The sequence below is a fragment of the Methanohalophilus mahii DSM 5219 genome (genome assembly GCF_000025865.1).
GTDB classification, from domain to species: Archaea; Halobacteriota; Methanosarcinia; order Methanosarcinales; family Methanosarcinaceae; genus Methanohalophilus; species Methanohalophilus mahii.
Map to the genome: position 1 here is coordinate 765,253 of NC_014002.1, position 22,744 is coordinate 787,996.

The following is a 22,744-nucleotide window of genomic DNA, read 5'->3' on the forward strand; positions in this document are numbered from 1 at the left end:
GGATTTTATGGCCTGACAATGCTGTCGGCTTTATATAGATCTCTGGGGCAAGCAACAAAATATATATAGGTTAAATCTGTATAGGGAGAGTGCTTCAGGGCGGCCCTGAAGTACAGGGCGTCTGCGTTTTTGTAGATGTCTGATAAACAAAACGGGCCCGTGGTCTAGCCGGTTATGACATCGCCTTGACATGGCGGGGATCCTGAGTTCGAATCTCAGCGGGCCCACTTTCGAAATTGCGATATGTTTAAATAAAGAAACCACATTTATGTGGTGCTCCCAATGCCCAGGTAGCTCAGTTTGGGAGAGCGCTGCCCTGAAGAGGCAGTTGTCCCCGGTTCGAGTCCGGGTCTGGGCACCAATTCAGTATGAACATCAGTAGTGTAGTGGTTATCACCGGGCGTTGCCAACGCTCGAACCCGGGTTCGAATCCCGGCTGATGTATAACGATTTTGTTATTTTTATCTGTAAATTCGGTCTGTAATATTATCCTTTAAAATTTCTTATGTAATTTTATTTTCTGCTGTAATGTCTTTTAGTATACTTTTTGTTTTCTTTGAATTTGTACAACGGGATTTGCTATTAAGTCACCCATACAAGGGCAAAAATCTACTTCAGGACGATTCCTTTCTCATAAAAAATATAAAGGTTAAAGATCTAGATTTTATATGTGTAAAGGACCAGATGGTAAAAAGGTTGTAGATATGAAATATAATTGGTTGATACTGTTTGCATTAATGGTAATCTCTTTGGTAGTTGCTAGCGGTTGTGCTGGCAATTCGGATAATTCCTCAAGTCCAGAGGGGTCAGAAGAAGAAACGCCTGCAGGAAATGATTCATCGGAGGTTACTGAAATAGTCGATGATGGCGACCATCATGGTGTAAGAATGGAATACTATGGTGTAATGAAGCCTTCTGAAATAGAATTAGAAATCGGGGATACTATAGCCTGGAGAAACTACAAACCACAGGGTACCTATGTACTTGTAAGCGAAGATAACCTCTTTGGGAAGCAGGAAATAAGTTCCAAAGACGTTTATGTCTACACTTTTAAAGAAAAAGGCACCTACACCTTCGGTGTGGAAGATGTCCCTGAAATGACACTTAAAGTCACAGTAAAATAATGTTTAATATCTCCATCATAATCAGCCAATTGCACCCTTGCGCGCTTTTCCAAGCAACTCTTGAAGCCGCTTTACATCATCTTTATTTTTCGGGTGCAATCCAAGTGCCTGTTTGTACATCTGCATGGCCATCCCGTAATTGTGCATTCCATGAAAAGCCCGTCCCTTCATTTCCCATATTATCGGTTTTTTCATGCCTTGCTGCACAAGGGTATCAAAACATCTGTTTGCCTGAGGATATTTGCCAAGCTGTATGCAGGCCACTCCTTTATTGAAAAGGGCATTCTTGTTGGAAGGTTCCATTTCCAGAGCCTTACTGAACAATTCATAGGCCTTTTTGTGGTCTGTCCTACATTCCTGGCCCTGTATTATCAGTTCTTCAGCACTTGCTTTTTTCTTATTCCGTAATTTGCTTCGGGCGCGGTTTAATGCATCTTTGTTGCTTGTATTATTTGTCGAAAGTTTGCCCTGTGATTTCGAGACGGTTTTTCTTTGCCTCTTTGCAGGTGGGATGTATTTCTCCAATCCAAGTATTTCATGCATTATCATTATAGCCGCATGCTTATCCAGTGGTTCATTATTATTGCCACATTTCGGGGACTGTATGCATGCAGGACATCCCTCTTCACAGGGGCATCCTTTGATTGCTTTTAATGTAACATCAAGCATTTCTTCAATCTTATCAAAACCGTTCTCTGCAAAACCAACCCCTCCTTCATGACCATCATAGATGAATATCCCGCTTCTTCCCTCCAGGTCTCCATGCGATGGTGTGGACACTCCTCCTACATCATTGCGGTCTGCAAGAAGATGCACCGGATACATTGCTATCATTGCATGTTCAATTGCATGCAGACCGCCCGCAAAATCCCGCTTCTGTTTATTCACCATTTCCTCATAGCCTGCAGGCAGGTCTATCCACAGACTTTCGGTTTCAAGGGATGATGGGGGCATTTCTATCTCCTTTCTGCCCATCTCCTCATTCGATCCGTGCCTTATTCTACGGAAACCAGTCACCTGCTCGACAACTTCGACCCTTCCCAAACCGACGGTGATATCATCCAGTTTTCCGGGTTTCTTTTCCTCGTATTTTTCCCTCAGGAAAATCTCAGAGGCAACCATTGGTTTGGTATAATAATCAGCTTTACCTTTCTCAACAAGGATCTCTTTCTTGCTGTGGTTCATTTTTTGCACAACATAGGGATTTCCCATATGGATGTAGATAGCTCCTTCAAATGCTTCCCTGAAAGCCATTGAGCGTTCCAGGTCTTTTTCAATAATTTTTCTCTTGCCACCTGTGGTATCTATAAGGGAATATCCATTCTTTCCCGCTCCCCTTATGTTCACCTGTCCATGAGGATGGCTATCAATGCAGATTGTACCCTTTTCATTTTCTGCAAGCAATTTTTCTTCCTTCAGGATGTCAACGACATCCTGCATTCCACTGCCGAAATACTTCTTATCCTCTTGTTGCAGGGGTAATTCTTTTGCCGCACACAGGATATGTCCTGTTTGGATGTAGGTATTTTCAGGATTGATAACAGCGTCCTCGCAAGATTTTGCAAAAAATTTCTCTGGATTGCGCATGTAATACTGGTCCAGGGCATCCTGGCCGGCCACAAGTACCACCATGCTTTCGTTATCTCCTCTGCCGGCCCTTCCGGCCTGCTGTAGGGTACTCATTATAGTGCCGGGAAACCCATCAAGGATGCAACCGTCAAGGCCTCCGATATCAATGCCGAGTTCCAGGGCGTTTGTTGAAAGGACACCTTTAAGGGTGCCATTCTTCAATTGTTTTTCTATGAGAATCCTGTCTTCTGGACTATATCCGCCTCGATAAGGAGCTATACTTTCTTTCAAACCCCGGTTTTGCAGTTCATTTTTTGATTGGAGGTACATTCTCTCCATTTTCTGGCGGGAACGGGTGAAAAGAATAGTTTGTAATCCTTCCTGTATTAACGTGGTAAACAACCGGTTTGAGTCTGCAAAACTGCTTTTGCGCAGGAAATAACCCTTTTTGTTATAGTATGCCGGAGGGTTCCAGAATACAAACTTCTGTGCTCCCCTGCCTGAACCATCCCTTTCAATGACCTCCACTTTTTTTCCAGTCAGGTCGGATGCATGTTTCCCGGGATTCCCGATGGTGGCACTGCAGCATATGTATTGGGGACTGGATCCGTAGTGTTCACATATTCTCTGCAGTCGGCGCAAAAGATTTGCCATGTTGCTGCCGGTGACTCCGGTGTAATAATGACTTTCATCGAGGATTATGTATTTCAGGTTGGATAATACCCTGTACCACTGCTGTTTCCAGCCCAGTACACTCATATGCAGCATTTCGGGATTGGTAAAAATTATATTTGCATCGGCTTTTACTTGCCATCTCTCTTCTTTTGAGGACGATCCCACAAAACGGGCAATGTCAATATTTTCTCCCAGTACATCCCTCAATTTCACAAAATTTGAATGCTGATCATTGGCAAGGGCATTTAAGGGTGATATGTAAAGGACAGTGGAGTCAGGATGGTCCATTATTTCTTCAAAAACAGGTATTGTATACGCCAGGGATTTCCCGCTGGCCGTACTGGTTGCCAGTACAATGTCTTTACCACTTCTGATCTTTTCAATGGCTTCTGCCTGATGGGAATATAGCTTTTTAATTCCTCTTTCATGCAGGGCAAACCTGAGCAATGGTTTGATATTAACATTATCATACTTTCCATGTCTTACTTTTATGGATTCACTGTGTACGATTTGTCCTTCGTAGCCCCTGGATGATGTTATTTTGGAAAGTATTTTTTCGATATCCATTGTTTGCCCCTCTTCCATGCATGCCCCTGAATAAATATGTATATCCGGACAGCAAGCTGGTTGAGAGGGATATAGAGGATTGTTTATTCTTATGTTTATCCGATGTTTGGGGTTCCCACTCCCATTACTATCAGGCGTGTTTCCATTGGTGGATGATGCCAGCCGTCCGGGATCACGGTTTTCTTTTCAAATGTGATTTTCACCCTGTCAGAATCTATACGGCATTTGTTCATGTATCCTTTTACGATATCTTCTCCGGTCTTTCTTGCAAAATCCAGGGCGTCCACATATTTTTTGAATTGCTTTCTTTGTCCGGGTGCAAAAACAAGAAAATCCTCTTCAGGCCGTTGCAGGGAATGCGGTCTGATCATGATATCCACGCGTTTGATCCCTTTTCCCATAAGTGCTCCTACCGCATTACCAACTTCGAAACTTTCAGGTACCTTTATGTCTGCGATCAATATTTTTTGTATTTCATCCACGTAAGCCTTAACAGGTCCCCCGACCAGGACCACAGGAATGTCCAGATTCAAACGTGCCGGATATTTGCCGTTAAGTATGTCCATGATCACTTTTTCTTCAACATCCGGCAGAAGGAAGCGAATAAGTTCCCTTGACATATTTTTTGCAAACATTTCCTTGATATTTTCACAAAACTCCACCTTATTCTTCCTGAGAAGTTTTGAAAGCATCTCTGCCCCTTTTTCAGAAGCTTCCACGTTCCACTCTGTATAATCTCCCAGTACATGCAGGGCATCTGTCGGAGTGAACCCGATTACCTGGACAAGTCTTTTCTGTATCAGGGAATCCAATACATTTGCAGACGGCATTCCATTTAATTGATGAGAAATAGTTTGTATGGGAACAGGCTGTTCATCCAGTAGGTCCAGTATTTCTTTCTCTTGTGGATCAATATATTGGTTGTCCGGTTGGCTCTTCATAAAAAAACGGGTTGGCTGAAAATTTTCATTTTCCATTACGCGGAAAGTAGGTGCCTGTTCGTTAAGGATTTCCATGAGTTGTGGGTGATGTGTAGCAGCCACGCATAGGGGTATTACTCTTCTGGGTCCGATATTTACTCTCTTTTTGGTAACCCATATGTGACTATCTCCTCCCATAGCAGAAGTTTCCATGTCGATTGCTTTGACCCTTGTCTTCCAGCCACCAACTGTGGCTCCCTCTGCTTTTAATTCCGGTAATCCTTTGTAGATAGCAGAAACATCCGTGCTTGTGCCTCCAACGTCCATAACGGCACAGGTGTTCAGGTCTGCCAGGTAAGAAGCACCCACAAGACTTGCTGCTGGGCCGGAAAAAATAGTTTCAATTGGCCGATGCAGGGCATCTTCAATATTGACCACAGACCCATCACAACGCAACATCAGCATTTTTTCCTGTATTCCGAGTTTTTCGATTTCATGGATGACTGACCGGATGAATTTTGTAGTAACAGGAATAAGCTGGGCATTGAGAAGGGCAGTGACAGCTCTTTCATAGGCTCCAAGCTCCTGCGAGAGCTCATGGCCGCATACAACTGGTTTGCCTGTAAGTTCGAGGATTTTGTCTTTTACTTTAAGTTCATGTTCCGGGTTACGGGTTCCAAAATAGGCAGAAACTGCGAATACCGAAACATTGTCCTGTACTTCTTTTATATATTCTTCCACTTTATTCAGGTCCAGAGGTGTCGACTCTTCACCATTTTGGTCGTGTCCTCCGGCTATGAATATATAATTCTCTGCAGCAAGTTCTCTTTCCAGGGGATGGTCACCGATCAGGATTAGGGAGGCGGATGCGCCGGTTTTTTCCAGGAGGGTATTTGTGGAAAGTGTTGTGGATACGGACACTAGGTTTATGTTTTCCATATATTCCCTGTTCAGCAATCCCAGGACATTATGTATGCCTATAATGAGGTTCGGATAGGTAGTAAGGGATTTAGCGCTGTCTACGACTTTGCCATCACGGTTGCGGATAAGAACTGCATCCGTGTATGTCCCGCCAGCATCAATTCCCAGGCTGTATTGCATTTTCCTTTCACTCCAATAGGAGATTTTCCGGTAGGTATAAATGCTTTTACATTTGAATTCAGGGGTCGATGCTTTTTTTATATCCGGGATGGGTGTATTTCAATGATTATTCTTATGGGTGTCTGGATTCAGTTTTCTACTTTCTTCTTGAAAAATAACCAGCCCTTATCGTTGTTGCCATACTTTGTTTTAACAAGAACATAGTCACCGGTCAATTGCTTCCCTTTTAGTGTGACGATAATTTCCTTTTCTTCAATCTTTATTGCTTCATAGTTTCCCCTGTCCCATATTTCAACTTTGCCGGCTCCGTATTGTCCTTCAGGTATCTCTCCCTCAAAATCGGCATATTCCATTGGGTGATCTTCTGTCTGTATGGCAAGTCTCTTGATTCCGGCTTTTTTTGGAGGTTGTTTGGGAACTGCCCAGCTTTTCAGTACGCCATTCATCTCTAGCCTGAGATCGTAATGAAGGTTGCTGGCGTCATGTTTCTGTATTACAAAAATAGGCTCACCAGATCTGGAAGTTCCTTTGGCTTCAGGTTCAGATGTCCTGTCAAAATCTCTTTTTTTCCTGTATTCTTCTAGCATAAATAAAAATATGAGTAAAGAGCTATAATAGGATATTGCAATTATATGGGGCTTTCAATGCTGGAAAAAGTTGATCTCTCAAAAAGAATAGATGATGGGGAGTACAAGGATTTAGTCGATAAACTTGAGATCAAAATGGGGGAATTACAGCGCAAAAGCTGGAAAATGCAGCTGCCCATAATTGTTGTTTTTGAAGGCTGGCATGCTTCGGGTATGAGTGATATAATAAACCGCTTCATTCTTCCCATGGACCCCAGGGGCTTCCGTTTCCATACAGCTACCAGTCCCACAGATGAGGAAAAACTCCGACCCCTTTTGTGGCGCTTCTGGACCAAAGTTCCTGCCCGAGGCCAGGTGGCAATCTTCGATCGCAGCTGGTACAGGCGAGCGATTATAGAACATATTGAAAAAAACAATGGAAAAGGACTTGAAAGATGCCTGCAGGGAATCAGGAGTTTTGAGAGGCAACTTGCAGACGATGGTTACCTTATAATCAAGTTCTTCCTGCACATAAGCAAGGAAAAACAGCAACAACGATTTAAGGAACTGGAAAAGAATAATGGGGATCTTTTTATCGTGGGTGAAGATGAGGTGGATTATGCAAATGAGTACGAAACCTATCTTTACACTGTAGAAAAAATTCTGGAAAACACGGACTCTTTCAGGGCTCCATGGACAATTGTAGAAGCAAATAACAGGAATTTTGCCACTGTCAAGATAATGACGGCTTTTATAAGTGCCATGGAAGATAAACTCAAAGAGGTAGATCACAAATCTGTGACTGAAACTACTGTGGATCTCTTTCCTAAAGAGGATTTACCGGGAATACCATCCCTTAAAACTTCTATACTGGCACGCACCGATATGGAAAAAACTATCGATAAAAAAGAATATAAAAAGAAGAAAAAAGACTACCAGGAACGTTTGAGGCATTTGCAATATGAATTGCTGAAGCGCCAGATTCCTGTAGTTATTATTTATGAAGGCTGGGATGCATCAGGTAAAGGGGGTAATATCCGAAGGCTTGCTCACCGGCTCAATCCACGTCTCTATTCGGTAATTCCTATCGGCGCTCCCAACGATTATGAAATCTCACGTCATTATCTCTGGAGGTTCTTAAAGGAAATTCCACCTGCCGGCAGAATTGCTATTTTTGACCGTAGCTGGTATGGCAGGGTCATGGTAGAGAGGGTAGAACAGCTATGCACGGAAAACGAGTGGAAACGTGCTTATCGGGAGATTAATGAATTTGAAGCTATGCTTACCGACTGGAATGCTGTAGTCGTCAAATTCTGGTTGCATATAGATCAGGATACCCAGTTCGAAAGGTTCCAGAAAAGAAGTGCAACTCCACATAAACAATGGAAAATCACTCAGGAGGATTGGCGAAACCGGGAAAATTGGGATGCCTATCGTGAAGCTGTAGATGAGATGCTTGAAAAGACAAGCACTACTTATGCCCCCTGGACAATTGTGGAAGCTAACGATAAAAAGTATGCCCGTATAAAAGCCATGAAAACCGTCACGGAAGCAATCGAAGAAAAACTAAAAAATTGATCAGACAAATTTTTCTTTGTGTTTTTTGTACATTACATGAACCATGCCATCAGCAAGACCAATATTTGGGACATAGATTTTATTGATATTTCCCCACTTCATAGCTGATAGGTAAACCTTTGACGCCGGTATGATTACGTCAGCCCGGTCCGGTTTCATATTGAATTTGATTATGCGCTCTTCAACAGTAAACTTGCCCAGGTAGTTTGCCGTTCTTTTAAGTTTTTTATATTTCAGGGGTTTGCCTTCCTTTTTCCCGGCATGTTTGAATAACTTGTTTATATTTCCCCCTGTACCGATTGCACAAACTTCTTCTTCCCCTTCAAGAGTGTCTTTTATCCATTTTTTCATTCTCTTCCAGTTCCTCTTTGGCACCAACCCTTCTTTTATGCGGATTGTTCCAATATTAAAAGAGCGGGACCTGATCGCATGTTTTCCCTTGAAAAAAGTAATTTCGGTACTTCCGCCGCCTACATCTATGTATAGGTAGGACCCATTCCTGTCCAGCATTTTTTCTATGTGATTGGAATAAATTATTTTTGCTTCCTTTTTTCCTTCAATGACCTGCAGGTCGATATCACATTCTTTTTTGATCCTGTTTACTATTTTTTTGTGATTTTTAGACTCGCGCATTGCTGATGTTGCATACGCCATGTATTCTATGGGCTGGTAGACATTTATGAGGTGCCTGAAAGCCTGCATTAATTCTACAAGTTTGTCGGCTTTTTCTTCGGATATCTTCTTGTTTATGAATGCATCATCTCCCAGCCTCAGGGGTATCCTGAGTAAGGACACCTTTTCAAAATAAGGCTGGCCTGTTTCGTCCTCCACTCGTGAAAACAGGAGTCTGATAGCATTGGACCCTACGTCAATAGCAGCAAATTTCATTCATTAGCCTGCCCTGTCTTTCTGGCCAGATATTCATATATTTCGTCCTGGCATCTGATTTCTTTATCATCAACACTTATCAGGTAAGGATTATCCTGTTTCTCATTGATGATCCTTGCTTTTTTCCTGTCGTTGAACTGTATTTTCATAAAGTCCCGGAGTTCTTTCTGTATATTCGGATCATATATGGGTATAGCAACTTCTACCCGTTTGTTAAGATTGCGTACCATCCAGTCAGCAGATGAGATGTAGTATTTAGTGTCCCCTTCATTGCAGAATATAAAAATCCTTGAATGTTCAAGATATTTATCTACAATACTAATGACATTGATGTTTTCACTCTGTCCTTCAACACCGGGCACAAGGGAGCAGATACCTCTGATTATCAAATCGATCTTAACGCCTGCATTGTTTGCTTCATAAAGCGCATCTATCATTTCCTTGTCCACAAGGCTATTCATTTTTGCACAGATGAACGCCTCTTTTCCCATGGATGCGTTTTCTGTTTCCTTTTGAATCAGGTTCAGATACTTCTTTCTAAGCTGGTGGGGAGCTACAAGCAAATGCTGGTAATCATAAACTTTGTAGTTATGTTCAAAAAATTCAAATAAGTTACTAATTTCTTCATTTATCTGGCTGTTAAATGTAAAGAGGCAGTGGTCACTGTACAATCTAGCGGTTGATTCATTGAAATTACCGGTTGCCACGGCACTATAAAAAACAGATTCATCCCCTTCTTTGCGTTCTATCTGGCAGAGTTTGGCATGGACCTTCAACCCCGGGACACCGTCAATTAAGATAGCTCCGGCATCTTCCAGCAGTTGTGTCCAGTAAATATTGGCTTTTTCATCGAACCTGGCCTGTAATTCCATTACCACTGTTACATTTTTGCCGTTTTTGATGGCGTTTGTCAGCGCATTGATTACTTTTGAGTTCTTTGCAACCCTGTACAGGGTAATTTTAATCGAGGTGACCATCGGGTCAATAGCCGCTTCCCTGAGCAGGTCTATCATATAGTCAAAAGACTGGTATGGATAGTGGAGAAGAATATCTTTTTTTTTGATTGCTTTTAAGATGCTTGTATGTGCCTCTATGGAGGGGTGTGACAATGGAGGTGAATTCTGGTATTCAAGTTCTTTCATTCCCATGCGCGGGAAACCCATGAAATCTCTGGCGTTATGGTAGCGACTTCCGGGAATCAGGTTCTCAAAATTATTCATTTTGCTTTTCCTGAGGATAAAGTTAAGCAAGTGTTCGGGAATTTCCCTGTCATATACAAACCTCACAGGTAGTCCACGTTTTCTTTCTTCCAGACTCTTCATCACTTTTTCAAAGAAACTTTTTGTTACATCTTCCTCAAAATCGAGTTCAGCATCCCTTGTGAGTTTTATTGTATAGGCATCGATCCTGTCATAATTAAATATTGCAAAAATATCTTTCAGGCCAAACCTTATGATATCATCCAGGATTATAACATATTTCTTATCATCTTTTGAAGGCAGGCTGATATATCTGGATAAAATATCAGCAGGGACCTCTATTAAGGCATATTTATAATCTGCAGGGTCCTCCTCCCTGTACATGTGAATTGCAAGATATATTACATGATTTTTCAGGTAGGGGAACTTTTTGTTTTCATCCAGCATTAAGGGAACAAGCGAAGAGTGTACCTTTTGCTCGAAGTATTCTGAAATGTATTCTTTATGGTAATCCTTGAGGTTTTTTTCATTAAGTATGTATATTTTATTTACCTCAAGTTCCTTACTAATTTCCTTAAATACATCATCAAAATCATTTTGCAAAGCAAGAACTGTACTCTGTATTTTTTGCAATACCTCTCTGGGAGATCCCCCGAACATCACTTTTCCTTTAATGTCGGCGTCAATCATTCTTCTGATTGTTCCCACGCGTACACTGAAAAATTCGTCAAGATTTGATGAGAAAATGCCCAGAAACTTCAGCCTCTCCATCAGGGGTACACGGGTGTCGGCAGCTTCTTGCAATACTCTTTCATTAAAGGATAGCCAGCTAATTTCCCGATTGATATATTTAAGTGATTCTTTTTTCATGGTATCCCATTGTATACGATTCTGGATGTATCTACTTGTGGCATTTTAGTGGTCGGAGAATATATATTAATTTTGTATGTATTCTATATATTACTATTAAAAATATCACTCAGATTTTTTTGAATACATCCCTGCAATTGACTCAGCAAACATCTTGCCAAACTCCGGTCCGGTAATACTTTCCCATTCAGCAGGGAATTCATCCCGCAGTTTTTTAATTTCTTCTTCCTTGTAATGGATGAATGCATCGATATGACCGTCAACAGGATTGGTTTTTTCTTCCTCCTGAAAGGTACTTTTATCTCCCCAGTGTCCACTTTCCTTGAACCCGTTCAGTAACTCTATAGCAACGGCTGCATCGTGCATATCTCCCAAATTATCCTGGAGACTTTTCAGCCGCTTTATTGTCGGTTTGGCTTCGTCTCCCAGTACTTCCTGGAAGAATTCAAATGTATAACGCAGGATTTTCACGTCTATGCGCAATCTGTGCAGTACTTCCAGAGGTGCTTCATGGGAGTCCGGTCCTACTCTGTCTTCATAGGCCAGTACATTTGCATATTGACCATAAACAAGGGTGGGAAATACTTCTCTTACACTGGTAGGGCGGGGAATCCCTTTATTGTTTTCATTTTCCATTTTCCAGTACTTATTTTTCCCCAGGGCTTCCTCAAATTTTTTCTTGAACCTGTTGTACCGTTTGCCATCCAGGTACTCCAGCATATTTCCTCTTTCTTTGGCCCTTTCTATCTCGATGTTATCTTTCAGGAAATCGAGTTCCCCTTTACGTTCTTCTGGCAACTCATTGCAATAGTGGTCGATACGTTCAAGGAATACATCCATGTCCCTAACATTGCCGAGTGCTTTTCGGGTGCGTTTTATTCCTTTTAGGAATCCGCCAAGTTCTTTCATGTCAAGGTAGGGATTGAGGACTTCGAAACCGGCTTTGATACGCATGGCAGCCACACGCATGTCATGTAACTCTTCTATGTCCCTTCCAACCTTTGTTCCCATTTCATGCTTTTGCATTTTCTTGAAATGTTTCTGGAAGATCTTCCGGGCGGCTTCAGCCATGGTGTCATCGGTTTGGATTTCATTCTTATTTTTTGACTTTATATTATCGTCTTTTTCTTCTTCAGGAGCTATTTCTACTTGTTTTTCTTTCAGCTCCTCTGTAATTTTTAGTTCTTCTTCATCTTGATTTATCATGTGTTCTCCCCCAATCTCGCTCTGGTCTTCTTCCTCTTGATTACCTGTAAGTTCCATCATTATAAGCTGGGCAAGGGCAATGAAAAATGAATTATTCTTAGAGTTGTTTTTCAATTTATGTTGCTTGATCTCTAAAAGATGAGTAAGCATTTCTTTGAATATCCTTGTTACAAGAAAGAGTGTGGTGGCGAGATATCCCAGTGCGATATAGGACACGTTCGGATATATCCATTTTTCAGGATAGAGATAAATAAATCCGCCTATAATGATTGCATATAGGATGGAACTTATCAGGGTATGACCGATCTCCTGTTTTATTAAAAGATTCAATCCCATCATTATGAGTGCGAGCCCCGTTGCAAATGCGCCCATGGTCACAAGGATCTCCCCTGCCGGAGAATAACGATTCAATTCCATCAGTATAAGAGCCACGGCGCCCCCGATTCCCAGTGTTGCGCCTGCTATTACTGCAAAAAGACCAATTATCAAAGATTTGCCCGAGCCCATGATGCCCTATATATAATTAATAATTTTAAGCCCTTCCCATCGTGGACAGAACTATTTTCAGATGAATGTCTAGACTTCATGGCCTTTATGTATGGCTATACGTGTGTGCTCAATTGTTTTTATGGTTTTTGATGTAATATTTATGAACATTTTTATTTAATATGTGGACATCAAGTTAATACTGATGTACATACACACTTTCATTTATGGAATTCCCGGATTCATCTACCGTCGAGTATTCAGGAAAGGATTTGTTTGTTTTCCTTTCTGACATCAAATACATTATCCTATTCTATGTCTTCGGGGACTTCCTGACCACCATGGGAGCCTTGAACTTTGGGGTTGAGCAAAACGGATTTATAGCATTTGTACTGGCGGAGTTTGGTCCCGGGGCCTTTTTGTTTTTGAAACTTCTCTTTATTGTGATAGTTTATTTGAACTACAAACTCATCAGTCAATCCGGCTTATCCTGGAGCTCACTTCTGTGGAATTCGTCCAAATTTGCGATTGCTTTTTTGGGTATTGTACTTGTAGTAAACAACTTGATGGTTATGCTTACCCAAACCAGTTTGATCGTTTAATTGCTAAAAAAGTAAATTATATGTTCAAATCCGTTGTACTCATATTAATGGAAATTTCTGCGATATCTCCACTGTATTCAGCAATCCTTTGCAGGCTTTCCACAATGAAGCCAAATTGATGTGAGTTGGTGTCTGTATTTTTGTTTTTGTATAATGCATTACCTTCCCGGGAAATATTCTTTGCATTCTTTATGACCATGTTTGCTTCCATGGGATCGAGATTTGAAAGCAGGGCTATGGATTGCTTGAAGATAGTCTGGACATCTTCTGCCATCTTGAATATGGGGTCATCGGGCTCCACTTCATTTTCCATTTCAATCATATTCTTTGCAATCCTGACCACATGATCTCCGATTCTTTCCATGCTTTTAGTAACAAGCCGATAGCCCAGGCACTCCCGGGGTCTTTCGATACCAATCTTTTCTGAAAGGTTGCGGTCTTCAATGGCTGCTTTCAACTGTCTTACAGTTAAAAGGTAAAACCTGTCGACCTCATTATCCCTGAGTATTATATCCTGGGCGATTTCTTTATCATTTTTCTCAATTGCTTCCATTATGTCACGTAACATTGATGTTAGTAGGCCGGACATATTTTGCAGAGCTCTATGAAGGGAAAGATCTCTGTAGTTGAGCAGGCTTTGCAGTACAAGTTCATGATGGCTTTCCTCCACAACTTCAAGGCCTACAAGCCTTTTGCGGGACGCATCTTTTATGAATTTACGATCTGCTGCACTGAATCCTTCTTTTGACTCCATCTTGATTATATCATAACCAGCAAGGTAATGGGATACAAGTATCCTGAAAATGTCTTCCGGTTCGGCTACAGGAGGCTGGTTATACATTTTTCCTTTTTTGGGGATCAGACGATTAATTTCAATTTTAGTTTCGTATCTTTTATTCTTGTTGAGTGTATCAGAGGATATCAGGAGTGAGCTATTATTCTGTGGTGCAAGGATTACGCTATCTCCAGCTTCAAGGCCGGCTCCTCTCACCCAGTTTATGGGCAGCGATACTATGAAGGTGGAGCCTCCCGTCAGTTGTACTTTTCTTCTTTCAGACATAATTTTCCTTTAAGTTTCATGAATATGGTTTGTCTAGTTTACAGAAGTAGATGTTTCTTGTATAATGGTTGATTTGCCCGTGTGTTGTTAGTGTTGGTTAGAAATATTTCAATGTCTTATTCATATGGTTAGTGAATTATATATTTTATCAATATATACTATATACGGATATTTTGTTTATGTATTTTCATTAATAAAAATAAAAGCTGCATTTATGGGAACCTAGTCGTTGTTGATAAATAACAATGGCTTTTTCTTTATATAATGAACTTAATTAATTGTCCAATATCTTCTCAACAGAAACCCTTATATAGCTAAATTGCCAATCATCTACTGTATTACCCTATACCATAGGTGTGTTTTTACAAATTGATTTCTCGTTTTTTGCTGAGGTATACTGATGGATAATGACAAGCATTTAAAAGGCACAACCACTGTAGGCATAGTTTGCAGTGATGGAGTTGTTCTTGCCACTGAAAAAAGGGCAACTATGGGCAACTTCATAGCCAGCAAAACCGCAAAGAAGATTTACCAGATCGATGACCTGGTCGGGATGACCACTGCTGGCTCGGTAGGTGATGCCCAGCAGCTTGTGCGGATGATTAGTGTGGAATCCAAACTCTATAAAATGAGGAGACAGGAATCAATAACCATCAAAGGCCTCACAACTTTACTCTCCAATATCCTTGGTGGGCAACGCTATTTCCCTTTAATGGTACAACTCCTTGTAGGTGGCGTGGATAAGAATGGACCTGCCATATTCTCACTCGATGCGATGGGTGGAAATATTGAGGAAACAAAGGCCGTTGCTACGGGCTCTGGTTCACCGATGGCTTATGGTGTTCTTGAAGACCGCTATCATGAGGGCATCAATGTCGATGAGGGTATGGAACTTGCAGTCCGTGCTCTTTACAATGCCATGAAAAGGGATTCAGCTTCTGGTAATGGTATCGATGTAGTCAAAATAACCGCGGATGGCTACAAAAGAATTGAGACTGGAGAGGTGGACAAAATACTTGAAAACCTGAAATAAGCTATCCTATTCATCTTATTTTTTAAAACACTATTACCCATATTTCCTACTTTTTTATAATACAGGAAGGCATTTTTAATGGTCATAGAAGATATCCTAGAAGGATTAAAGAAAAAAATCGAGAAGAATCTTCCGGCTGGCACTACGATTTCAAATGTAGAATTTGAGGGTCCTCAACTTGTAGTATATACAGAAGAGCCCCGTAAGTTTGCTGATAACGGAAATATTGTACGAACCCTGGCCAAAAGTCTAAGGACCAGAATAGTTGTTCGTCCTGATCCAAAAGTACTTTTGGCACCAGAAGAATCTATCGACCTTATTAACCAAACTGTTCCCGAGGATTCGGGAGTTACAAATTATGATTTTGCTCCGGATGTCGGGGAAGTGATAATTGAGGCGGAAAAACCCGGCCTTGTAATAGGCAAACATGGGGAAACCCTTCGTGAAATTACCAAGAAGGTAGGCTGGACCCCTAAAGTTGTCAGGACTCCCCCGATAAAGTCCCGTACTGTGAAAAATATACGGGAATTCATGAAAAAGAACCATTCCGATAGAAAGGATATCCTTAAAACAATCGGAAGGAAGATTCACAGGGAATGTACTTCCAAGGACCAATGGGTACGTCTTACATCTCTTGGTGGCTGTCGTGAAGTTGGTAGAAGTTGTTTCCTGCTCTCCACTCCGGAATCCAAGATTATGATCGATTGTGGTGTCAATGTAGGTTCTGACGATGACATGACTCCTTATCTTTACATTCCTGAAGTACAGCCACTAAATCAGATTGATGCGGTAGTTATTACCCATGCACACCTTGACCACCAGGGTCTGGTGCCTCTTCTCTATAAATATGGTTATGATGGACCAATTTATTGTACCCATCCGACCAGGGACCTGATGGTTCTGCTTGAACTGGACTTTATCGATGTGGCCGCCAAAGATGGAAAACGAATCCCATACGAATCTGCTGATGTGCGTAATGCACTAAAGCACAGTATCGTGCTGGAATATGAAGAAGTGACTGATATTGCACCTGACATCAAACTTACCTTCCACAATGCAGGCCATATTATTGGATCTGCAGTATCCCATTTCCATATAGGGGATGGTTTGCATAATGTAGTAATAACCGGCGATTTCAAGTATGGCCCTACACGCCTTTTCAATCCTGCAGTAAACAAGTTCCCCCGTGTTGAGACCGTTATTACAGAATCAACTTATGGTGCCTCCAATTCTATGCAGCCTGCATTGAAAGATGCCGAAAAGAACCTGCAAAGAATTATCAAGGAAACTATAGATAGGCAGGGTGTTGTGCTTATTCCTGCATTTGCTGTGGGAAGAAGCCAGGAGGTTATGATTGTCATAGAGGAAGCTATCAGGAAAGGTATTATTGATGAAGTGCCGGTTTATCTCGATGGTATGATATGGGAGGCAACTGCAATCCATGCTACATACCCGGAATACCTGAACAATGACCTGAGACGCCTGATTTTCCAGAAAGGACAGAATCCATTCCTCTCTGAATGTTTCAAACCCGTGGATTCTAATGAACTCAGGAGAAATATTATTGAAAATCCACATCCATGTGTGATCCTGTCTACTTCCGGTATGATGAGTGGTGGACCGGTTATGGAATATTTCAAAGCCTTTGCACCTAATGAAAGGAATACTTTAGTGTTTGTTGGCTATCAGGCCGATGGGACTCTGGGTCGCCGTATCCAGAAAGGCTGGAAGGAAATCCCTCTGTCTTCCGGAGGTAAGGGTTCAGAAACCGTGCTAATGAACATGGATGTTGAAATTGTGGATGGTTTCTCCGGCCACTCTGACCGCAAGCAACTCATGGAATTCTTCAAGCGCATGAAGCCACAACCAGAACGTGTTTTCACAGAGCACGGTGATGAAAGGTCGTGCATAGATCTTGCAAGTTCTATCCATAAAAGAAAGAAAATTGAAACAAGAGCTCTTACCAATCTGGAAACAATAAGACTGGTATAAAGCTTTAATCAAGGAGGCTGCAGAGGTATTCTACAAGTTCTCTGTGGTCTCTTACAACAATATCTGCCTTTTTGAGAAGATCAGCACTTACATAGGTTGGAACTGCAATGCAAAACAATCCTGCATTCTTTGCAGCTTCAACTCCTAAGGGTGCATTTTCCAGGACAATGCATTTATCTTTTTGTACTGCAAGCTTTTCCACAGCAGTCAAATAAGGTTCTGGATCAGGTTTGCCTTTCTCTACATCTGTTCCTGCAATAATTGTATTGAATATTTTGGGGTAGAATTTTCCCATCAGCGTTTCTACAATGGCACGGTCAGAACCTGAGACGACTGCAAGTTTGAACTTTGTTTGAAGGGATTTGAAAGTTTCATCCATTCCATCAAATACATATGCTTTCTGGTTCTTAAAAAAAAGTTCTTTTTTCCGTTTATGTATCTGCTCAATATCCTCTTCATCAGGCACCATTCCTTGCTTTTCAAATATTTTTTCTATAATTCCTCTGTGATTTGATCCTTCGAGAATGTATATTTCTTCTTTTTCGATATCTATCCCTGCTTCTTTGAATGAAGTTTTCCAGGCTTGTGCATGGAATGACATCGAATCTACCAGTACTCCATCGACATCTGATATGATCGCCTCTATATTTTCAGGTATTGCAGTTTTATCCATCAGGTTTGAGTACTATTTTAGCTTATTAAAAGGTTGTTCGAAAAGATTATAACGATACAGGTCACATGTTATTATGGTGAATTCGCATGTCTAAGTTCAACAAAAGGGATACAGAGAGAAAGGGTGCGAAAAAAAATGAAAATCTTGAGGAAAAACTCATTCAGGAAAATCTGGATGACCTTAAAACGGAAGGTGATGAATTTCCGGAATAAAATCTTTTTTGATGTGAGGTTATCCCTTTTGCAGTCTGTTTTCTGCATTTCAGGATGGCCTGGAAAAGTAGTTGAACATTCTTGACAGATATCAAGAAAAATTATTGATTCAAAAAAGGTCCAACCGGCCACCAATAGGCCGGTTGCCTATCTATTAAATAAAAAAATCACTCTTTGGAAAGCGATCTCAGCCTATTGACGAGGGTGAGCCTTGCATCGTTCTCTTCTTTCACTTTCTCTTCAAAATGTCTGACGATCTTGTTGAGAGGAGCTGCAAGACTGTAAATCTTTGTAGGCCTTCCTTTGCCGTTTAGTTTTTTGCTGCTTTCTTCTATCCAGTTATTCTTTCTCATAGAGCGCATTGCAACACTTACTTCAGGTTGTCTCAATCCTGTATTCATCTCAATATCCAGAGATGAAGCTTCGTCAACATTTTTTAAGTAAGCAATAGTAGTTGCCAGGTTTCGTGAAACTCCAAGGCCTCTAAATGCTTCAATCATCTCTTCGTCTGACTCGTTTATTCTTGTCATATACATCTTAATCCTTCCTTTCATACCGTTTGTCGAAGAATCATACCCAAAGGTAATTGGAATATTTTTCTTCGATACCACCACTAGTATAGAAGTTACTATATTACACATGGTTTATATATTTTTCGTAAAATTGGTATTCATGAATCCAGTTTAATGATAAAATAATTTTGAATGAAGATTTGTCGCCATGACCATTACGAAAGTAAGTGGGAAAGGGCCCAAAAAGACATTCATCTCCAGTACAGGGGTAAGAAAACAGAAGTGGATCTTATCTCTAAGATACAGATTGATATGGTCCTGGATGAAAATGATGTTTTGAGAGTGATATCTACGATAAAAAAGCAGGCAGGACCGGTAAAGCAGGAGACGGGAAAATATTCGTCTCTCCTATCGAGATGATAGCAGATGTAAGGGACGAGGAAGATATGGTATTCGGTTAATGCCCGGATACTTTTTTTCTTTTAAAGTCGGATTATCTGAGTATCTGGAATTTTTTCATTAATCAGTTTTTCCAATTCATCAATTTTGTCTTCTGCAACAGCAACTACTATTTCCACCACATCAGAATAATGTTCATCCAGGATTGTGGCACAATTTTCAAGCATATGTTTTACAAATTGCATATTACCGTAGTCCACTACAACTTTCATTTCTTTTGTGGAGCTCTGCTCAACAATACCGGCATCATCTATAGCCTCAATAGCAGTTTGTTTGTAAGCACGGGATAGTCCGCCAAATCCAAGTTTGATTCCGCCAAAATACCGGCTGATTATCACTACAACATTATCAAGTCCTTTCAGTTCAAGGACTCTGAAAACAGGTTTGCCAGAGCTTCCTGAAGGCTCTCCGTCATCATCATATTTCATGATCAGGTTTCCGTCACCTGTGATACGGTATGCAAACACATTATGGTTTGCATCGGGATACCTTTGTCGGATGTCTTCCACAAAACTTTTTGCTTCAGTTTCGTCTGCAACCGGAAATACATTGCCTATAAATCTGGATTTTTTAAATTCTTTTAACGCTAATCCATTGCCATGTATCGTTTTTATAATAGACATTAAATCACTTGGGTTTGCTCTTTCATTGCATTCTTCCCCTATAAACCATAATCGATTAGTGGTTTTTGTTCATATGTAATTAATGATTCAATAAATATTGAATCTGCAACAAGAGATCAATTTTCCAGTTTGTTTGATTCCCTGTGAAGGAAGACCACAGCCACCACGAATGCAAGAAAATCTGAAACTGGAAGAGATAGCCATATACCGGTCAGGCCGAAAAACATGGGTAGTATGATCAATAGGGGTGGGAGGAATATAACCTGTCGTGAAAGAGTCACAAACAGGGATTCCTTGGATTTGCCCAGCGATTGTAGAAGGGCTGTTGCTACAATCTGTGCTCCGATAAAAGGCATCATTATGTAACATATCTTGATTGCAGGCACGCCCATCTCTATAAGGGCGGGGTCATTGCTGAAAACACCTATGATTTGTTCGGGTATGATAAAAACGACTATTGCAAAAATCAGACTGAGCCCTGTGGCCAGGTAGGTAGAAAGGGAAATTGTCCTCCTCACACGCTGCATCTGGTTTGCTCCGTAGTTGAAACCAAAGATTGGTTGTATCCCCTGTTTAATACCTATAACCGGCATCAGGGTTAACATGAATACCTTGATTATAATGCCAAATACGGCAATTGCAACATCGCCGCCATAGTAGAGCAAGCTCTGGTTGAAAATGAGGAAAAGACCGCTTTCCACCACGTTGAAAAGGAATTCTGACATGCCGATGTACGTTGATTCGTTTACTATTGACATGTCAGGGCGCAGGGAGGCTAAACTGAATGGAACTGTGGCTTTTCCGGAGGCATAATAGTAGAATACCATTATAGTGCCTATTATCTGCGAGATAACCGTTGCAATAGCAGCACCTTTTATGCCCATTCCAAATTCAAAGATAAAAAGAGGATCTAGCAAAATGTTGGCAACACTGGATATGACCATAATAAGCATTGCAAACGAAGTGTTTCCTTCGGCACGGATCGAGTTGTTCATGGCAGCTGAAAAGGTGAAAAAAACCGTTCCAAGCAGGATATAATACGTATAGTCTGCGGCATAGGGCATCACTTCGGCAGAGGCACCAAAGAGGGTGAGCAACTCTTCCATAAAGACCAGGCTTACAACCGTGAATAGCAGGCTTGCAACTGTTACCATGGTGGCCATGTTGCCCACAGTTTTTTCTGCAACTTGCTGCTTTCCACTACCCAGGGACCTGGAGATAATTGATGCTCCTCCAACTCCCACTCCAAGTGCAATTGCCAGCATCAGCATTTGTACCGGGAATGCCACTGAAATACCGGCAATTCCCAGAACACTATCTTCGCCAAGCCCTCGGCCGATGAAAATAGTATCGACCAGATTATACATGGCCTGCACTACAAGACCGACTATGGCCGGAGCTGCCAGTTTTACAATCAGGCTGCCAATATTTTCCTGTGCCAGCATTATGTTGCGTTCATGGGGCATTATCTATTACCTTTCAATTCGTCTCTTTTGCCAATGTATTCCTGGCAACTGTATAATCATTATCAGGAAGGAAAAGCAATAGGTTCGCAACTTTTATATCAAATTTGTCCCTGCCCTAAAAGAATAGAATTTATTTTTCCAGTAACCTTGTAACCTCTGCAAGCATTTCCGGTATGGGTATTTCCTGTGGGCAGCGCTCTGCACATTGTCCACAATCTATGCAGTTGGATGCCTTACGTTCCTCTCCTACGTGGGATGCGTAAGCCCTTCTGGCATCTTCTATATTTTCATAAAGCATAGCATTATTGAGGTATTTGAAGTTGAGGGGAATCTGCACACCTGCAGGACAGGGCAGACAATACCTGCAACCAGTGCAATCAACAACAAGTTTGTCGCAGTAGATTTCCCGTACCTCTCGTATCAGTGCGTGGTCTTTTTCAGTCAGGGAATTTGGCAATGCCTTATTTGCTGTTGCTAGATTTTCCTTTAACTGCTCTAGATTGCTCATGCCGCTTAAGACCATGCTTACCTGGTCCAGGTCCCAGATATAGCGTAATCCCCATTCTGCTGGTGTACGTTTGATTTCACTTTTGTCCCATATTTTCATAATATCGTCTGGTACCATATCGGCCAGGCATCCTCCCCTTAAAGGTTCCATTATTATCACTCCAAGGTTTTGTGACGCTGCATAAAGTAAACCTTCGTAGCCGGCCTGATAATCGATGTCAAGGTAGTTGTACTGGATCTGACAGACATCCCAGGAGTAGGCATCAACGATTTCCCTGAACAAAGAGACTTCATCGTGAAAAGAAAATCCTACATAACGGGATCTGCCATCTTTTTTAATCTGATCAAGGAAATCAAACAAGCCAAGTTCCACAAGTTTTGGCCAAAAGTCCCGGTTGAGAGTATGAATTAAATAAAAATCAACGTAATCCGTACCAAGTCTTTCAAGTTGTTCATCAAAGTAGCTATCCATGTCCTCACGGCTCTCAATGTTCCATGATGGCATTTTTGTGGCGAGATTTACTTTATCCCTGTAACCATTTTGCAGCGCTTTAGCCAGCATGGGTTCACTTTTACCTTCATGGTAGGGATATGCTGTATCAAGATAATTTATGCCCTGGTCGATGGCATGGTGGATTATCTCGCAAGCTCTTTGCTCATCAATGTGTCCGGAATCACCGTCTATTATGGGCAGCCGCATACAACCCAGCCCAAGGGATGAAACTTTTTCACCTGTTTTTCCAAGTGTACGGTATAACATGCCAGAATGTGGTATTTAGTTGATAATAAGCTTTGGTATTCTGACTAATACGTTCTGATGATTATTACTAACCTCTAGTTCATACTAATGATGAGT

At 41.3% G+C, this 22,744-nt stretch carries 19 protein-coding genes and 3 tRNA genes; 10 read left to right on the forward strand and 12 right to left on the reverse strand.

Translation table 11 applies throughout. From position 1 onward, the window contains the following. The first annotated feature begins 153 nt into the window (after positions 1-153). From MMAH_RS03755 to MMAH_RS03770, 4 genes are all read left to right on the forward strand, one after another. Positions 154-227, forward strand: a tRNA-Val gene (locus MMAH_RS03755). A gap of 57 nt (positions 228-284) precedes the next feature. Further along, a tRNA-Phe gene (locus MMAH_RS03760) sits at positions 285-361 on the forward strand. A gap of 11 nt (positions 362-372) precedes the next feature. Beyond that, positions 373-444 (forward strand) — tRNA-Gly (locus tag MMAH_RS03765). A gap of 224 nt (positions 445-668) precedes the next feature. Further along, the gene (locus tag MMAH_RS03770) at positions 669-1,124 is read left to right on the forward strand and encodes a cupredoxin domain-containing protein (protein WP_013037210.1); all 456 of its coding nucleotides are present in this window, start codon (positions 669-671) and stop codon (positions 1,122-1,124) included. 21 nt (positions 1,125-1,145) lie between these two features. On the opposite strand, the gene MMAH_RS03775 is transcribed toward MMAH_RS03770, so the two are convergent. From MMAH_RS03775 to MMAH_RS03785, 3 genes are all read right to left on the reverse strand, one after another. After that, complete coding sequence (locus MMAH_RS03775; protein WP_245526248.1) at positions 1,146-3,953, reverse strand: DEAD/DEAH box helicase; 2,808 nt, start codon at positions 3,951-3,953, stop codon at positions 1,146-1,148. 77 nt (positions 3,954-4,030) lie between these two features. Continuing rightward, on the reverse strand, positions 4,031-5,956 hold the full coding sequence (locus tag MMAH_RS03780; protein WP_013037212.1) for a hydantoinase/oxoprolinase family protein: 1,926 nt from the start codon (positions 5,954-5,956) through the stop codon (positions 4,031-4,033). A 128-nt stretch (positions 5,957-6,084) separates the two neighbouring features. Next, on the reverse strand, positions 6,085-6,543 hold the full coding sequence (locus tag MMAH_RS03785) for a DNA polymerase ligase N-terminal domain-containing protein (RefSeq protein WP_013037213.1): 459 nt from the start codon (positions 6,541-6,543) through the stop codon (positions 6,085-6,087). Between the two features lie 57 nt (positions 6,544-6,600). Here MMAH_RS03785 and pap point away from each other — a divergent pair, with 57 nt between their 5' ends. Then, complete coding sequence (pap, locus tag MMAH_RS03790) at positions 6,601-8,100, forward strand: polyphosphate:AMP phosphotransferase (protein ID WP_157198688.1); 1,500 nt, start codon at positions 6,601-6,603, stop codon at positions 8,098-8,100. On the opposite strand, the gene MMAH_RS03795 is transcribed toward pap, so the two are convergent. The 3 genes from MMAH_RS03795 to MMAH_RS03805 all read right to left on the reverse strand — a co-directional run bounded on the left by MMAH_RS03795 (position 8,101) and on the right by MMAH_RS03805 (position 12,770). Next, entirely contained in the window at positions 8,101-8,988 is an 888-nt protein-coding gene (locus MMAH_RS03795; protein ID WP_013037215.1) for a Ppx/GppA phosphatase family protein, read from the reverse strand. Next, the gene (gene ppk1 / locus MMAH_RS03800) at positions 8,985-11,084 is read right to left on the reverse strand and encodes a polyphosphate kinase 1 (RefSeq protein ID WP_342626792.1); all 2,100 of its coding nucleotides are present in this window, start codon (positions 11,082-11,084) and stop codon (positions 8,985-8,987) included. Before ppk1 ends, MMAH_RS03795 begins: the two co-directional genes overlap by 4 nt. A 78-nt stretch (positions 11,085-11,162) precedes the next feature. After that, on the reverse strand, positions 11,163-12,770 hold the full coding sequence (locus MMAH_RS03805; RefSeq protein WP_013037217.1) for a CHAD domain-containing protein: 1,608 nt from the start codon (positions 12,768-12,770) through the stop codon (positions 11,163-11,165). Between the two features lie 206 nt (positions 12,771-12,976). Between MMAH_RS03805 and MMAH_RS03810 the strand changes: the two genes are divergently transcribed. Beyond that, positions 12,977-13,351 carry a hypothetical protein gene (locus tag MMAH_RS03810; protein ID WP_013037218.1) on the forward strand — a complete coding sequence of 125 codons (375 nt, stop codon included), beginning with the start codon at positions 12,977-12,979 and terminating at the stop codon, positions 13,349-13,351. Positions 13,352-13,367: 16 nt separating this feature from the next. Here MMAH_RS03810 and MMAH_RS03815 read toward each other — a convergent pair whose 3' ends face one another. After that, complete coding sequence (locus MMAH_RS03815) at positions 13,368-14,411, reverse strand: phosphate signaling complex PhoU family protein (protein WP_013037219.1); 1,044 nt, start codon at positions 14,409-14,411, stop codon at positions 13,368-13,370. Positions 14,412-14,811: 400 nt separating this feature from the next. On the opposite strand from MMAH_RS03815, the gene psmB reads away from it, so the two are divergent. Both psmB and MMAH_RS03825 read left to right on the forward strand, forming a co-directional pair. After that, complete coding sequence (psmB, locus tag MMAH_RS03820; protein ID WP_013037220.1) at positions 14,812-15,444, forward strand: archaeal proteasome endopeptidase complex subunit beta; 633 nt, start codon at positions 14,812-14,814, stop codon at positions 15,442-15,444. A 78-nt stretch (positions 15,445-15,522) separates the two neighbouring features. Beyond that, the gene (locus MMAH_RS03825; RefSeq protein WP_013037221.1) at positions 15,523-17,436 is read left to right on the forward strand and encodes a beta-CASP ribonuclease aCPSF1; all 1,914 of its coding nucleotides are present in this window, start codon (positions 15,523-15,525) and stop codon (positions 17,434-17,436) included. Between the two features lie 4 nt (positions 17,437-17,440). Here the strand turns inward: MMAH_RS03825 and MMAH_RS03830 are convergent, their stop codons facing one another. Next, positions 17,441-18,109, reverse strand: coding sequence for an HAD family hydrolase (locus tag MMAH_RS03830; protein ID WP_013037222.1), 669 nt, complete (start codon positions 18,107-18,109; stop codon positions 17,441-17,443). A gap of 86 nt (positions 18,110-18,195) precedes the next feature. Between MMAH_RS03830 and MMAH_RS10740 the strand changes: the two genes are divergently transcribed. Beyond that, a complete protein-coding gene (locus MMAH_RS10740; protein WP_013037223.1) occupies positions 18,196-18,321 on the forward strand; it encodes a hypothetical protein in 126 nt (41 codons plus the stop codon). A 167-nt stretch (positions 18,322-18,488) separates the two neighbouring features. Here the strand turns inward: MMAH_RS10740 and MMAH_RS03835 are convergent, their stop codons facing one another. Then, positions 18,489-18,935 (reverse strand): transcriptional regulator protein, encoded by a 447-nt coding sequence (locus MMAH_RS03835; RefSeq protein ID WP_245526249.1) that lies wholly within the window; start codon positions 18,933-18,935, stop codon positions 18,489-18,491. 90 nt (positions 18,936-19,025) lie between these two features. Between MMAH_RS03835 and MMAH_RS10450 the strand changes: the two genes are divergently transcribed. Beyond that, positions 19,026-19,253, forward strand: a complete 228-nt coding sequence (locus MMAH_RS10450) for a P-II family nitrogen regulator (RefSeq protein WP_013037225.1) — start codon at positions 19,026-19,028, stop codon at positions 19,251-19,253. Positions 19,254-19,315: 62 nt separating this feature from the next. Here the strand turns inward: MMAH_RS10450 and MMAH_RS03845 are convergent, their stop codons facing one another. The 3 genes from MMAH_RS03845 to MMAH_RS03855 form a co-directional block, all read right to left on the reverse strand. Next, complete coding sequence (locus MMAH_RS03845) at positions 19,316-19,915, reverse strand: IMPACT family protein (RefSeq protein ID WP_013037226.1); 600 nt, start codon at positions 19,913-19,915, stop codon at positions 19,316-19,318. 116 nt (positions 19,916-20,031) lie between these two features. Then, positions 20,032-21,381, reverse strand: a complete 1,350-nt coding sequence (locus MMAH_RS03850) for an MATE family efflux transporter (protein ID WP_013037227.1) — start codon at positions 21,379-21,381, stop codon at positions 20,032-20,034. Positions 21,382-21,511: 130 nt separating this feature from the next. Further along, positions 21,512-22,648, reverse strand: coding sequence for an aldo/keto reductase (locus MMAH_RS03855; protein WP_013037228.1), 1,137 nt, complete (start codon positions 22,646-22,648; stop codon positions 21,512-21,514). Positions 22,649-22,744: the final 96 nt, after the last annotated feature.